Annotated in this window: 11 protein-coding genes and 1 pseudogene; 5 read left to right on the top strand and 7 right to left on the bottom strand. The window is 63.5% G+C overall.

The window, feature by feature from the left end:
* Positions 1–80: 80 nt before the first annotated feature.
* Positions 81–326: pseudogene (locus tag HMPREF2822_RS08585) on the top strand (UDP binding domain-containing protein); the annotation flags it as partial.
* Here HMPREF2822_RS08585 and HMPREF2822_RS08580 read toward each other — a convergent pair.
* Positions 256–1,482 (bottom strand): YibE/F family protein, encoded by a 1,227-nt coding sequence (locus tag HMPREF2822_RS08580; RefSeq protein WP_070523932.1) that lies wholly within the window; start codon positions 1,480–1,482, stop codon positions 256–258. The pseudogene HMPREF2822_RS08585 and the gene HMPREF2822_RS08580 sit on opposite strands and share 71 nt — an antisense overlap.
* 121 nt (positions 1,483–1,603) lie before the next feature.
* Between HMPREF2822_RS08580 and HMPREF2822_RS08575 the strand changes: the two genes are divergently transcribed.
* Entirely contained in the window at positions 1,604–2,857 is a 1,254-nt protein-coding gene (locus HMPREF2822_RS08575; protein WP_070523713.1) for an HNH endonuclease signature motif containing protein, read from the top strand.
* A gap of 95 nt (positions 2,858–2,952) precedes the next feature.
* On the opposite strand, the gene HMPREF2822_RS08570 is transcribed toward HMPREF2822_RS08575, so the two are convergent.
* The 4 genes from HMPREF2822_RS08570 to HMPREF2822_RS08555 form a co-directional block, all read right to left on the bottom strand.
* A complete protein-coding gene (locus tag HMPREF2822_RS08570) occupies positions 2,953–4,176 on the bottom strand; it encodes a pyridoxal phosphate-dependent aminotransferase (RefSeq protein WP_070523710.1) in 1,224 nt (407 codons plus the stop codon).
* A 10-nt stretch (positions 4,177–4,186) separates the two neighbouring features.
* On the bottom strand, positions 4,187–4,807 hold the full coding sequence (locus HMPREF2822_RS08565; RefSeq protein ID WP_227485910.1) for a DUF1707 SHOCT-like domain-containing protein: 621 nt from the start codon (positions 4,805–4,807) through the stop codon (positions 4,187–4,189).
* A gap of 9 nt (positions 4,808–4,816) precedes the next feature.
* Positions 4,817–6,037 (bottom strand): cation:proton antiporter, encoded by a 1,221-nt coding sequence (locus HMPREF2822_RS08560; RefSeq protein ID WP_070523707.1) that lies wholly within the window; start codon positions 6,035–6,037, stop codon positions 4,817–4,819.
* Between the two features lie 69 nt (positions 6,038–6,106).
* Complete coding sequence (locus tag HMPREF2822_RS08555) at positions 6,107–8,695, bottom strand: (Fe-S)-binding protein (protein ID WP_070523704.1); 2,589 nt, start codon at positions 8,693–8,695, stop codon at positions 6,107–6,109.
* A 114-nt stretch (positions 8,696–8,809) separates the two neighbouring features.
* On the opposite strand from HMPREF2822_RS08555, the gene HMPREF2822_RS08550 reads away from it, so the two are divergent.
* The 3 genes from HMPREF2822_RS08550 to HMPREF2822_RS08540 are packed head-to-tail and all read left to right on the top strand — an operon-like array spanning position 8,810 to position 10,290.
* A complete protein-coding gene (locus tag HMPREF2822_RS08550; protein ID WP_070523701.1) occupies positions 8,810–9,382 on the top strand; it encodes a DUF6230 family protein in 573 nt (190 codons plus the stop codon).
* The gene (locus HMPREF2822_RS08545; protein ID WP_232755643.1) at positions 9,372–9,731 is read left to right on the top strand and encodes a DUF6114 domain-containing protein; all 360 of its coding nucleotides are present in this window, start codon (positions 9,372–9,374) and stop codon (positions 9,729–9,731) included. Before HMPREF2822_RS08550 ends, HMPREF2822_RS08545 begins: the two co-directional genes overlap by 11 nt.
* Positions 9,724–10,290, top strand: coding sequence for a hypothetical protein (locus HMPREF2822_RS08540; protein ID WP_070523696.1), 567 nt, complete (start codon positions 9,724–9,726; stop codon positions 10,288–10,290). The genes HMPREF2822_RS08545 and HMPREF2822_RS08540 overlap by 8 nt, the downstream gene beginning before the upstream one ends.
* On the opposite strand, the gene HMPREF2822_RS08535 is transcribed toward HMPREF2822_RS08540, so the two are convergent.
* Positions 10,287–12,218, bottom strand: a complete 1,932-nt coding sequence (locus HMPREF2822_RS08535; RefSeq protein WP_070523693.1) for an ABC transporter ATP-binding protein — start codon at positions 12,216–12,218, stop codon at positions 10,287–10,289. The genes HMPREF2822_RS08540 and HMPREF2822_RS08535 overlap by 4 nt on opposite strands.
* Positions 12,219–13,928: an ABC transporter ATP-binding protein gene (locus tag HMPREF2822_RS08530; RefSeq protein WP_070523691.1), complete on the bottom strand. Its 1,710-nt coding sequence runs from the start codon at positions 13,926–13,928 to the stop codon at positions 12,219–12,221.
* Between the last annotated feature and the right edge of the window lie 150 nt (positions 13,929–14,078).

Raw genomic sequence — 14,078 nt, 5'->3', positions numbered from 1 at the left:
GGGATGAGCACCCGAAAACACTAGAGGTGTTGTGAGAGGAAACCTCACAGCGCCTGTTGTGTTTTGCTACGAGGCTGAGGGAGAACGCTAAGAAGGTGTTCCCGACGTTGAATTACGTGGCGTCGGCAAGCGAGGCACTCAAGGACACCGAGCTGGTCATCCTCGCTACTGAGTGGCAGGAATTCCGCGACCTCGACCCGGCTGAGGCCGGCGAGCTCGTGGCCCGCCGCCACATCATCGATGGGCGCAACGTGCTCAGCGTCGATGCTTGGCGCGAGGCCGGCTGGACCGTCGAGGCGCTTGGTCGCGTCCTTCCGGCACAGTAAACGCCGCAATCGCGGTGGTCAGCGGTACCGCAAGTGTCAAGGCCATCGCGCCCAGCAGGGAGCGCAGAACCTCCGTGGCGACGAGGTCACTGGAGAGGATCTGCAGGGCTGGGCGCTGCGCCGCCGTGATGAGCATCAGCAGGGGAAGGGCCGCGCCGGTATAGGTCAGCACGATGGTGTACACCATGGAGGCGATATGGTCGCGGCCCACTTTCATCGCTGAGGTAAAGAGCGTGCCGGGCCGCGCGGCCGGATCGGCTGCGTGCAGCTCGCGCACGGTGGAGGCCTGCGCCACCGCGATGTCGTTGAGGCTGCCCAGCGCGCCCACAATGAACCCGCACAGCAGCACGCCCACAACGGGCACCCCGGGCATGTAGAGCAGTAACTTGAGGTTGTCTTCCGAGCTTGCACCGGTTAACGCCGTGCTGCTTATCGACGCCCACCCCAGCGCCCCCGACAACGCCAGCGCCACCAATGCTCCTCCCAGGGCGGAGGCGGATTTCCAGTTCACGCCGTGTACGAGAGGAACGGCGAGGAAAAGGATGGCCGCGCAGGTAACGAGCGCCAGTGGTAGTGCCGAATGGCCCTCGATGAGGGAGGGGATGAGGTAGAAGAAGACGATGGCCAAACTGATACCTAGGCCCAGCAGTGCTCGCAGTCCGTGCCAGGCGGCGAAGCCGACGATAACAAGGGCCGCGATAATAGCCCATAACGCAAGGTTTCCACTGCGCTGAAAATCAGCGAAGGCATAGGTGCCATCCGCGGAATGGGAAAGCACTATCTCATCGCCCTGGTTTAGGGTCGGGTCACTGGCCAGGCCGTGGAAGATGAGTTGGGTTTTGCGCCCCGTGTCCTCGCCGGAGGTCAGATCTATCAGTGCGCGGGTGCAGCTGGTGTCTTCGCTCGCGGCGGGAATCAGCGGGGCTTCGTCGAAAGCCCGGCCGGCATGGGGATCGCTGCAAAGATGATGATCGATGCGGTCGACGGTTCCGGTCACCTGTGGCTGATTGAGCGCATAGGTAGCGAAGAAATCGGCGCTGGTGTGCTCGGATGGCGGGGTGGTGGGGCGTAGTAGAAACAAACCCGCAAGCGTTATCAGGGCGGTGAGGCTAAGAAAACTGATGAGCCCAGTACGCCACGGATTCAGGTTAGTCATGCCTATCATTGTGAATGAGTTTCATTAAAAAGAAAACTAATGATGACGCGATCAACAAGTTATCCACAGGCTGGCGGCGGCGCCGTTGTGCGGTGCGGGTGGGGCGTTTAGCGTTGCTGGCATGAACCTTGTGGAAGCGCATCTTCGCAGCCAGGCGGCAGGCATCGAGCTCGTCGCCGGCGTTGCGGGGCTCAGCTTTGAGCAGCTGCGGGCGTGGGGTCCAGAGTCCGTGGCGCGTTCTCTGCTGGCGCTTTTCGACGTCTACTTTGCCTCCACCTCCTTCACCCGCAAACAAGCGCGCGCTATTGCAGCGGCTCGCGATAATGGCCACGACCTGCCCACCCTGCTGCTCATTGAGCGCTTCGCTGGGCGGCTGAAGAAACAGCGCGAGGCATGGGATCTGCGCATTGAGCTGTGCGGGATTTCTGGCGATGAGAAGGCCGTGGCTCGCTATGCGCGCGAGCGCCTTCGCGAGCTCAACCCGCCGCCCGCGCCGAAGCCTGGCGTGACAATTCGCCGGGGTAAGGAGCTGTCCAAGCTCACGCTCACCGCCCCGGCCGCGCTTATCGAGGACCTGCGTCCCAACATTGATGAAGACGATCCCGTCGGCTCGTTTACGGCTGCGTTTCACGAGGGCCGCCTTGCCCGCCCCGTTCCCCAGACCCTCGCCGTCATGGAGCTTCCCGAGTACGCCACAATCCTGGGTCGCCTCGGTGATCCCTCCACTCCGCGCCCCGATTCCGCGGCTCCAATACCCCCAATTTCTACTTCGGACCAGCCCTGCGCCGACGAGTCTCGGGACAACGCAGCCCCAGACCTCGGGGATATCGTGATTCAGCTATCCAACGGCGCCAAGATCACGGGCAAAGAGCTCATCGAGCGCGAGCTCGCCGAAGAAGGCCTCGTCATGATTGTTGACCGCGTCAAAGGCCCCGTGGAACTCCACCGCACCCAGCGCGTCGCCTCGGAGAAGCAGCGCATCATGGCCTGCGGTGAGCAACCCACCTGCGCCTGGGATCGCTGCCTGTGCGGCGCCGATTATTCCCAGATACACCACATCACAGAATGGAGACACGGCGGCGAAACGAACCCCGAGAACCTCACTCCGCTGTGCAAGTACCACAACGCCATCAATGGCCTCCCGGGCCGTGGCCGCATTGTGCGCGAAAACGGCAAGATTAAATGGGTACCGGCCGGCCCCCGCGATCCGCGGGAACCGGCCCACCCGCATCGCGCGCCGCGCGCCCAGCGCATCCGGGAGCATCGTGACGGCACAGCAAGCCACAGCGGTACTGAGCCAAGCACCCGCAAACCCGCCGCGCCGCCGAAATCCACACCTTCCGAGCCGGGAAGCCCCGCTCCGCCCGACCGCTAGTGCTCGAGGCAAGGGGCCTCGCACGCTTTTGCGCTGAGCGCGCCCCTTTACGCCTGCCCGATCGTGGGAAGCCTGGCCGTCAGTAGCGTGCAGGGCTACTGGCGGTAGCTCACCAGGAAGTTGCCGAGCCGCTCGATCGCGTTCTCCAGCTGCGAAGCCCACGGCAGCGTGACCACGCGGAAGTGATCCGGCGTGGGCCAGTTAAAGCCGGTGCCCTGCACCATGAGGATTTTTTCGGCGCGCAGGATGTCGAGCATGAGCTTCGAGTCATCGTGAATCTCATACACGTCCGGATCCAGACGCGGGAAACAGTACAGCGCGCCCATCGGCTTCACTACGGATACGCCAGGGATCTCGTTGAGTTTCTCGTATGCGACATTGCGCTGCTTGAGCAAGCGACCACCCTCACCGGTGAGCTCATAAATCGACTGCCGCCCACCAAGTGCGACCTGAATCGCGTGCTGCGCCGGTACATTCGGGCACAGGCGCGTGCCCGCCAGCAAATCCAGGCCCTCGATGAAACCGCGGGCATGGGACTTCGGGCCCGTCAGCACCATCCAGCCCGCGCGGTAGCCGGCCACGCGGTAGGCCTTCGACAGGCCATTAAACGTGATCGTCAGCAAGTCCGGCGCCAGCGAGGCAATCGAAATGTGCTTCGCGCCGTCATAAAGAATGCGATCATAAATCTCATCCGCCAGAATCAGCAGGTTATATTCGCGCGCTACGTCCACGATTTTCTGCAGCGTTTCACGCGAGTACACGGCACCCGTCGGGTTATTCGGATTAATGACCACAATGGCCTTGGTCTTCTCCGTTACTTTCGCGCGAATATCTTCAATGGAGGGATTCCAATCGTCCTCCTCATCGCACAAATAGTGCACAGGCGTGCCACCCGCCAGCGACGTCGCCGCCGTCCACAGGGGGTAGTCAGGGGCGGGGATGAGAACCTCATCGCCGTCGTCAAGCAGCGCCTGCGTGACCATCGAAATCAGTTCGGAGACGCCGTTGCCCAGGTACACGTCATTGACGTCGAAGCTGGGGAAATCCTCCAGCTCATAGCGCGTCACAATCGCGCGACGCGCCGGGATAATTCCCTTCGATGTGGAGTAGCCCTGGGAGGTCGGCAGCGCCGCAATCATGTCGCGCATGATGACGTCCGGCGCATCGAAACCAAACACTGCCGGGTTGCCGGTGTTGAGCTTCAAAATGCTGTGCCCGTCGAGCTCCATGCGCTCGGCCTCCGTAGAAACCTCGCCGCGAATATCGTAGGCAACGCCCTGTAGTTTGGTGGATTGATCAAAAATCCGGTTCTGAGTCATGCCGGATATGTTACTTCTGGTTCCACTGTTCCAGCTTGCGTTTGGCCAGATTCATCGCATCCCCAGTAATTTCGCTTGCTTGACGACGCCTCTCCGCCCATTGCGCCTGCTCCAACGCCCGCATCTGCGCGCGTTCCTCCGCGCCCGCGGCCTTGAGCTCGCGCATGCGCTGGCGCTCGATCTGGCGCGGCGACGGGCGATGCCAGGATTCCGGGCCCACCTTGGCCACGTACAGCATGATCCACAACGCGGGGATGAGGAAAAGCAGGCCCGTTCCGGTCAGCGCGGCGGTGACGCCGGACATGGCACCGAAAGATGCAATCGAGCCGAACAACAACCCCAGCGTGCCTACCATGGCCGTGGCCAGTCGAGGCTTCTTCGTAGCCTGGTAGGCGCGCTCCATTTCACCTTGGGAGTAGATCTTGAGCTCCGTGCTGGCTTTGGTGGGGATATCCATGAAGACGGCCGCCAGCTCGCGGCGAGTCGTCGCCTCCATTATCGCGTCGGTGCGCTGTTCAAACTCGTCCATCGATAGACGGCCTTCACCCAAGGCCTGGGCGAGGTCGTTGACGGCGTTGGTCCGTTCGGCGTCGGAAAGCCGCATGCTGAAAGGATTAGTCACAATAGCCATCCTAACAGCCTATTTAGCTTGCTCCTTTTCGCGAACGAGGCCGGATAGGAACGGGAAGATTGCGACGGTGAGGGCACCGCCGGCGATGAAGATCGAGGCCATTTCTGTATCGACGATGCCCGAACCCACCGCAAGCGTCATCACCGCCACGATGATGGGCAGGCCGGTCGCCGCATAGAGCGCCACTTGGAGGCGCTCGCGGGTGGTTTCGACGTCGGAGCCCGTGTGGTGGATATTTTCGCGCAGGAACACTGGCAGGCCGCGGGTCACCAGGATAAGAAGCGGGATGCCGAGGACCTTGAGGGGCTCGTCCACGATGACCTTCCAGTCAATCGCCATGCCGGAGACCACGAAGAAGACCGGGATGAGCATGGAATAAAACACCACGTCGAGGCGGTTCTCCAAGCCCTTATGGAACTCATCGGGCACGATGCGGTTCAGGATGATGCCCGCCGCGAAGGCACCCAGCACGATATCGAGCTCAAAGACCGCGGTGACCGCCATGAGGATGGCCAGAATCAAAATGATGAGGCGCATGATGGTCTGGTTCGTTGAGCCCGCACCAGAGATGAAGGCGTCCTTGAACCACGGCATGAGCGTCGTAATGGCAAAGGGCATGATGGCCACGGCGACCGCGATTGCGATGAAGGCCAGAAGAATCAACATCGTGGTCCACGTGGAGCGCGTTCCCAAAAGGAGCGCCATCGCGGTAATCGGCGCGACCTCACCGATGGCGCCGTGGATGACCACGGAATCGCCTACCCGCGTGCCAAGCAGCTTGTCCTGCTTGAGCATCGGCGTGATGGTGCCCAGGGCCGTCGACGTCAACGCAATTGCCATGACGATGGCACCCGGGATGTCATCCATGAGGAAGTACGCGCCGACGCCACACACCACCATGCAGATGAGCCACGTGGAGAGCCCCGTCGCGGCTTCTTTCGATTTCAGGCTGGCGAGGTCGATTTCAAAGCCCGCAAGCAGGAACAGCGCGCCAACGCCAAGCTCCTTGAGCATGCCGATGCCGGGGTCTTCATGGGCCAGGCCCAACATCGATGGGCCGATGAGCATGCCGAAGAAAATCAATAGCGCCACGGCCGGCATTTTCTTACCCAGGGCATGGGATACCAACGGCGCCAACAGTGCCACCGCCATAATCCATGCGAAGGACACCAGCGAGTTGGTGTAGTTGGTCTCGCCCGAGGCGAGGACGTAGGTTACGTCAGTTTGCATGGGGTAGAGCGTACCTGTGGGGTATCAGGCACGCCTACCCCGTGCGTTGGTGGTGTGGCCGACGTCGCACTAGTCGCCCTTGCTTGCCGACGCCCCCGGAGCCTTCGGCACCCCTGGCGCGTCTGGCACAGATGGTGCTTTCGGTGCGGCTGGTGCGCTTGGCGCTGCTGGAGCAGCCGGCGCACTGGGCGCAGACGGCGCTGCGGGTGCCTGAGGTGCGCTGGGCGCGGCTGGAGCCTTTGGTGCCGCGGGTGCGCTGGGGGCCGCCGGTGGTGTCGGAGCGGACGGCGCGGCGGGAGCGCTTGGCGCAGTTGGGGGCGTCGGTGCCGAAGGAGTAGCCGGGGCACTAGGCGCTGCGGGTGCTTGCGGGGCGCTTGGTGCGGACGGCGCGGCGGGTGCGCTGGGGGCAGCCGGAGCCGCCGGTGCAATCGGAGCGCCAGGGGAGGAAGGAACTGCTGGAGCAGTAGGCACGGTTGGCACGGACGGAGCTTGGGGCGCAGAGGGAGCGCTTGGTGCGGACGGCGCTGCGGTGGGGGCCTGCGGAGAACTTGTCGGCGCAGATTGCGCAGCGGGTCCTTCCGGGGAAGGCGCGTTGGAATCTTCCACGGGCAGGCGGCGAGGCGTATCGAGGAAGGCCTTCTCACGCGGGGCAGGAAGGTCGCCGGAGGGGGCGATGGCGCTGTGCAGCATGAGCGCCACATCGCTGACCTGAGTTTCCGGCGCGATGGACTTCACGCCACCCGTGAGCATGACGTTGCAGAACGGGCAGCCCGTCGCGATCTGTTCCGCGCCCGTTGCCACGGCCTGCTCCGAGCGGAACTCGTTGATGCGCTTGCCTAGCTTTTCCTCCATGAACATGCGCGCGCCACCGGCGCCGCAGCAGAAGGCCTCGTCGCGGTTGTGGTCCATCTCCGCCAACGATGCACCGGTGGCCTCCACGAGCTCACGTGGCGGGTCGAAGACCTTGTTGTGGCGGCCCAGGAAGCATGGGTCGTGGTAGGTCACCGGCTTGCGGTCCTCCGGGGAGCGCGGCACCGGGACCAGGAGCTTCTCCCGCACCAAACGGTTGAGCAGCTGCGTGTGGTGCAGTACGTCGAAGTGGCCGTCGAAGTCGGGGTACTCGTTGCGAATCGTGTTGAAGCAGTGCGGACACGTCGTGATGATTTTGCGCTGGCCTTTGGGGACGCCGGCAAAGGCGTCGTTAAGCGTGGCGACGTTCTGCTCCGCCATCACCTGGAACAGGAACTCATTTCCGGCACGGCGCGCCGGGTCACCGGTACAGGTCTCGCCCGTGGCCAGCACGCCGAACTTCACGCCGGCGGTGTGCAGCATGTCCACCACGGCGCGCGTCGTGGCGCGGCCCTTGTCGTCATACGTACCCGCGCAACCGACCCAGAACAGGTACTCCAGGTCCGAAAAATCCTCCGCATCCTCGCCGATGATCGGCACCTCGATGCCGTCGGCGCGCGCCTCATCAATCCACCCACGGCGCTCCGAGGCGTTGCGCCCCCACGGGTTGCCCTTCGTCTCCATGTTCTTAAACAGCCCGGTCAGCTCCGACGGGAAATCAGATTCCGCCAGCACCTTGAACCGGCGCAGGTCCGCCACGTGGTCGATGTGTTCGATATCCACCGGGCACTGGTCCACGCACGCACCGCAGTTGGTGCAGGACCACAGGGCGTCATCATCAATCGTGCCGGCCATCGCCAGCACGTTGAGCCCCTCGTGCGGGTTGTAATTATCCAGCGCGCTCTGGCGCAGGTCCATCATGAGCTTCTTCGGGCTCAGCGGTTTGTCGGTGTTCCACGCGGGGCACAGGTCTTGGCAGCGGCCGCATTCGGTGCAGGAGGAGGCGTCGAGAAGCATCTTCCAGCTTCCCGGCTCGAGGTCCTCCAGGTCCGGCGTGGGCACAGCCCCCAGCGCTTTTTCACCCGTGGCGTTGCGCTGGAAGAAGATGTTGAAGAAGGCCATGAAACGGTGCCACATCACGCCCCACTGGAAATAGCGCGCGATGCAGGCGATGAACACCAGGCCCGTCAGCAGCTTCACCAGGGCAAAGAACTGCACCATGCTTGGCGACGCCTGCATAATCCCCGCCACACGCATGGTCAAGAAATCAGCCCACGGTGAGCCTCCGCCATACGTGGCGATGGCGGAGGCCTTGACGGCGAGCATGCCTAGGCCCTCGAGGAGAACGATGGCCTCCACCAGGCGTGCGGGGAAGACCTGCGAATTGTAGAAGCGGCTGCCGCGCTCGGTGTGGCCGAGTTTCAGGCGCACGCCAATGAGGAAGCAGATGCCCAGCACGGTGCCGATCGCGAGGACCTCTTCGATGAAGTGGTAGACCGGCCAGTCGCTGAGCCACGGCCAGCCTTTATCGGGCGCGAAGGTTTGGATATAGGCCTCGAACCACACGATGGCGCCGAAGAGGAAGCCCACCATCACGAGCCAGTGCGCGGCATTGACCAGCGGCCGGCCTTTGAAGTGGGTATGGCCGAAGACTTCGATAAGCACGCGGCCGAGGCGCGCCAGGGGGCGGTCGGTACGGTTTAGCTGCGTGGGGCCGCCGGAGCGGATGAACCGAAACAGCGCCGTGAGGCGGTAGAAAAAGTACAGCCACACCGGGACCGATGCGGCGATGGCAACCCAGCCGAACATGCGCGCTCCTTTAATTGCTGCTGTGTGTGCCTCTTACCTTAAATCCTCGGCCCCGAAATCAGTGAGTCAGCATTCAGCTAGTGTTTTCGGAGGCCGAGAAATAAGCTGACGTGTATGGGAAGAATCAGTGCGCCGAAGGCGGCGGTGGGGCTCATCGCAGGATTTGCGGCTTTCGGCGTGACGGGGTTTGCGGTGGCGCAAGGCGGTCTGACGGCAAACCTGGCGCTATCGGGAACGTTCTTCAACGTCAACATGCGGCACTTGGAAGGCGAGGCTTTCTCGCTCTTCGTGGATAGTGACAAGAAGGGCGAGGAGGACGTGCCGACGGCCCGGTTGAAGATGGAGCACGCGGTGGCCTCGGATCTTTGCCTCTACGTCACGACGGACCTGCCGGCGGTGGGGGAGGCCACGCTGGCGCTGAAGGCGAAGGGCGATAACAGCGTGGAGGCCACCGACTTGCTGGTTGGTGCGTCGGACATCGAGGGTTCGTTGGTCATGGAGGATGCGAACGTGGGCATCGACGCGCGCCAGCTGTCCACCACCGCGGATCCCGGAACGTGGGGCCTGTATGCAAAGAAGGTTTCGCTGACTGCCGACGACGTCCGCGCCACCTCCATCGGCGCCAAGACGCTGTCAGCACAGAACGTGGGTGTATCCGTGGAACGGGGCCGCGGAAATGGCTGCTGATCGGTTTAAGGCGTGGCGCGGTGGGCGACCCTTCATCCCGGGACTGCTGCTGATTCTTTCTGGTGTTGTCATTGCCTTTCCCGCGTATTTCACCGTGCACATCTCGGACCTGCTGGTCATGATTTCCACGGTGTCGGGCGTGTCCACGCTGCTCATCGGGGCGCTGTTGGTCATGTTCGGCTTAGGCGCGTGGTTTCGCCCGGCCACCTCGACGTATCTGGGAGTGCTCGGCATCATCGTGGCCGTGATTGCGCTGCCTACCTCTAACTTGGGAGGCTTCCTTATCGGCACGCTGCTCGGCATCATTGGCGGCGCGCTCACTCTGGCGTGGGAGCCCACCGATGTTTAAGCACCGTCCTTCGCGCTCACGGAGAGCGTTGTTCGTGGCCGCCATGGTCGCTGCGGCGAGCGCGACGGGCGTGAGCGCGCAGGTCGCCCCGGCGCAGCCCTACTTTTCCACCGTGAAGGCGGACGAGGTCATGCTAACGGGAAACGTGAAAGCCACGCTGGGCACGATGCCCACCCGCGACGGGGAGGTGCGCGTTATCGAGCTCACCGGCGATCGCCTTGCCGTGCGCAACCTGGCCATCACCTTGCCCGGAAATGCCGGCGATGGCCTGCTCACCACCGGTGGTTCAGCAACCACCGTGGAGCCCGCGCGCATCGTGGCGACCTCGCTGACCGCCACGCCTACCGTCGAGGGCGCGCGCACCGTGCCCGTCACGGCGGATCTCACCGGCGGCGATATCAATGCCGTTCTCGATCAGCTCGGAATTCCCCCTGCTCCGGACGCCGAGCTTCCCGACGCCCTCATGGAGCACCTTTCCTTAAGCGACGTCACCCTTGAGCTGGCGAACCTCACGGGTGACACGTTCTCGGCCCCGAGGATGTCCGTGACCGTCGACTAGTCCTCGCGGAACTGGGACTGGTGGAGGCGCCAGTAGGCGCCGTGGGCGTCGAGAAGCTCGGCGTGGGTGCCCTGCTCCACGATGCGACCTTCCTCCATGACGATGATGATGTCGGCGTCACGAATCGTGGACAGGCGGTGCGCGATGATGAAGGAGGTGCGATCCGCGCGCAGCGCGTTCATGGCGTCCTGAACAAGCACCTCGGTGCGGGTATCCACGGAGGAGGTCGCTTCGTCGAGGATGAGGAGCGCCGGCTGCGCCAGGAAGGCGCGCGCGATGGTGATGAGCTGGCGCTCGCCGGAGGAAATCGCGCCATTGTCTTGATCGATGACCGTGTCATAGCCCTCAGGCAGCGCGTGGACGAAGCGGTCCACGTAGGTGGCCTTGGCGGCGGCAATGACTTCCTCATCGGTCGCGTCGAGGCGGCCGTAGCGGATGTTGTCCATGATGGTGCCCTCGAAGACGACGGCGTCCTGCAGCACCATGCCCACCTGGGAGCGCAGCTCGTGGCGCGACATCTGCGCGGTGTCGACGCCGTCGAGGCGGATGGTGCCGGAATCGATGTCGTAGAAACGCATGATGAGGTTGACCAGCGTGGTCTTGCCGGCACCCGTGGGGCCCACGATGGCCGCGGTCTGGCCCGGTTCCACGCGGAGGCTGAGATCCTGGATGAGTGGGGTTTCGGGATCATAGGAGAAGTCCACGTCCTCGAACTCAACCAAGCCCTTCGCGCGCCCGCCCAGGCGGGAGGTGGGTTCTTCGGCGGGCTCTTCGTCGGCGTCGAGGAACTCGAAGACGCGCTCGGCCGAGGCCACGCCCGACTGCACCTGCTGCATCATGCCGCCGAGCTGGCCCAGCGGCTGGTTGAACTCGCGGGAGTACTGGATGAAGGCCTGGGCGCCACCCAGCGTGAGGTTGCCGGAGGCCACCTTCAACGCGCCGAGCACCGCGATGACCACGTAGGACAGGTAGGAGATGAACTGCATGATCGGCATCATCATGCCCGCCAGGAACTGCGCCAGCGAGGCGGAGCGGAAGAGCTCCTCGTTGCGCTTATCAAAGTCCTCCGTCATGGAATCGATGCGCCCGAAGACGGTCGCCAGGTCGTGGCCGGAGAAGGCTTCCTCGACCTGCCCGTTGAGGTCACCGGTGGCCTTCCACTGCGCCTTGAACTGCTTCTGCGCGCGCGAGCCGACGACCCCGATGACCACACCGGTCAGCGGCAGCGCCAGCAGCGCCACGAGGGCCAGCTGCCAGGACACGGTGAACATCATGACCGTGATGCCGATGACCATGAGCAGGTTATAGAACAGCTGCGAAATGGCCTGCTGCAGCGCCGTCTGGACGTTGTCGGCATCGTTGGTGGTGCGCGAAAGAAGGTCGCCGCGCGACTGCGTATCGAAGTAGTTCAGCGGCAGCCGGTTGATCTTCGCCTCGATGCGCTCGCGCAGATCGAAGACAACCTTCATCACCAGCGAGTTCAGAAGGTAGCCCTGCCACCACTGGAAGAGCGAGGACACCACGTACATCGCAATCACGATGCCGATGATCGTGCCCAGCTCGGAAAAATCAATGCCGAAGCCGGGGTTCAAGTCCATGGCGGAGGCCATGTCCGCGAACTTATCCTGCCCGCCGGCGCGCAGAGCGGCGATGGCCTGCTCCTTGGTCATACCGGCGGGCAGGTGGCGGGAAATGACGCCGGAGAAGATGACGTCGGTGGCCTTGCCCATCACCTTGGGCGCGGCCACGGCGAGGAATACGCACACGAGGTTCATCGCGGCAATCGCGACAAGCTGCGCCTTGAACGGCGCGAGCAGGCCAAAAAGACGCTTGGCGGAGGGCCAGAAGTTCTTGGCCTTGCGAGGCGCGTTCTCGCCGGTCTTCTCCTCGATCTCGGCTTCTAACGTCGCGTTATCTTGCTCAGTCATTTATGCCACCTCCTGGGATTCCACAATTTCGCGGTACGTCGTCGAGCTTTCCAGCAGCTCCTCGTGCGTGCCGCGGGCCACGACGCGCCCGGCGTCCATGACCAGAATCTGATCCGCGTCCACGATCGAGCTCACGCGTTGCGCCACGATGATCGTCGTCGCCTCCGCGGTGTACTCGCGCATTCCGGAGCGCACCGCGGCATCCGTGAGGACATCGAGCGCGGAGAAGGAATCATCAAAGAGGTACACCAGCGGCCGCGCCACCAGCATGCGCGCGATGGACAGGCGCTGGCGCTGGCCGCCGGAAACGTTGGTGCCGCCCTGGGAAATGTGCATGTCGAGGTCCTCGACGAAGTTTGCCTGGGCCACGCGCAGCGCTTCCCACAGCTCCTCGTCGGTGGCGTCCGGGGCGCCGAGGCGCAGGTTGGAGGCCACGGAACCGCTAAACAGGTACGGTTTCTGCGGCACGAGGCCCACGCGCTTGACGACGTCCCCTCGTGCCATATCGGCGATATCGGTGCCGTCGAGAAGCACGCGCCCCTTCGTCGGGAGATAGAGGCGCGGGATCAGGGAGAGCGCGGTGGTTTTGCCGGAACCGGTCGCGCCGATGAGAGCGGTGGTGGTGCCGGGGGTGGCGGTGAAGGAGACGTCGTGAAGCACGGGCGCTTCGGCGCCGGCGTACTGGAACGTGACGTTGTCGAACTCGACCACGCCCTCGGAGCGCTCCGGGGTGAGCGGGTTAGCGGGCTCGACGATGGAGGGATCGTGTTCGAGGACGTCGGTGATGCGGCGCGCGCAAATGACCGCGCGGGGCAGCATCATGGCCATGAAGGTGCCCATCATGACGGCCGCGAGGATCTGTAGCAGGTATTGCAGGAAGGCGGTCAGGGAGCCGACTTCCACGAGGCCATCGTCGACGCGGTGGCCGCCGAACCACAGAACTGCGCCCGTGGCTACGTTCAGGATGACGGTGATGATGGGGAACATGAGGACGAACAGCTGGCCCACCTTGAGCGAGAGGTTGGTGATGTCGCGGTTGGCGGTGCGGAAACGCTCGGCTTCGTGCTCTTCGCGGGTAAAGGCGCGGACGACGCGAATGCCGGCGATTTGCTCGCGCAGCGTGCCGTTCATGACGTCGAGCTTTTCCTGCCAGGAGCGGAAGAGCGGCATGAGGCGGACGATGATGACGGAGATGGCGGCCAGCAGCACGATGACGGAGACCGCGACGAGCCAGGACATTCCGGCGTCTTCGCGGATGGCCATGATTATGCCGCCGATGGACATGATGGGGGCGGCAACCATGAAGTTGAGCATCATCATGTAGACCATCTGGACCTGCTGGACATCGTTGGTGCCGCGGGTGATGAGGGTGGCGGTGCCGAAGTTGCTCATGTCTTCGGCGGAGTAGCGGGTGACGCGGCGGAAGACTTCGGAGCGCAGGTCGCGGCCGAGGCCCATGGCGGTGCGGGAGCCGAACCAGATGGCGGCGATGGCGGCGGCGACCTGGATGAAGGCCACGATGAGCATGATGCCGCCGGTGTGCCAGATGTAGTCGATGTCTACTTGGGCAACACCCTTGTCGATGATCTTCGCGTTGAGCGAAGGGAGGTAAAGCGTTGCCGCGGTGGACAGTGCTTGGAGAAGCAGCACCGCGATGACGTAGCCGGTATACGGCTTCGAGCGGGATATGAGGATACGTAGGAGTTCCATAGACCAACGTTTCATGTGAGCGGCCTGGAAAGGCCAAAGGTCAATGACCGCGCAAGTCTATCCCGCTAGACGCGAGTGCGTCTAGCGAGTGCGGTGGTGCAAGGACTGGCAGCAGGCTTCCCCATTTCCCTGCGCGAGCGTTGAGCTCGC

Source organism: Corynebacterium sp. HMSC062E11, assembly GCF_001811845.1.
Lineage (GTDB): Bacteria > Actinomycetota > Actinomycetes > Mycobacteriales > Mycobacteriaceae > Corynebacterium > Corynebacterium hesseae.
This window is presented reverse-complemented; position numbering and strand designations above follow the sequence as displayed.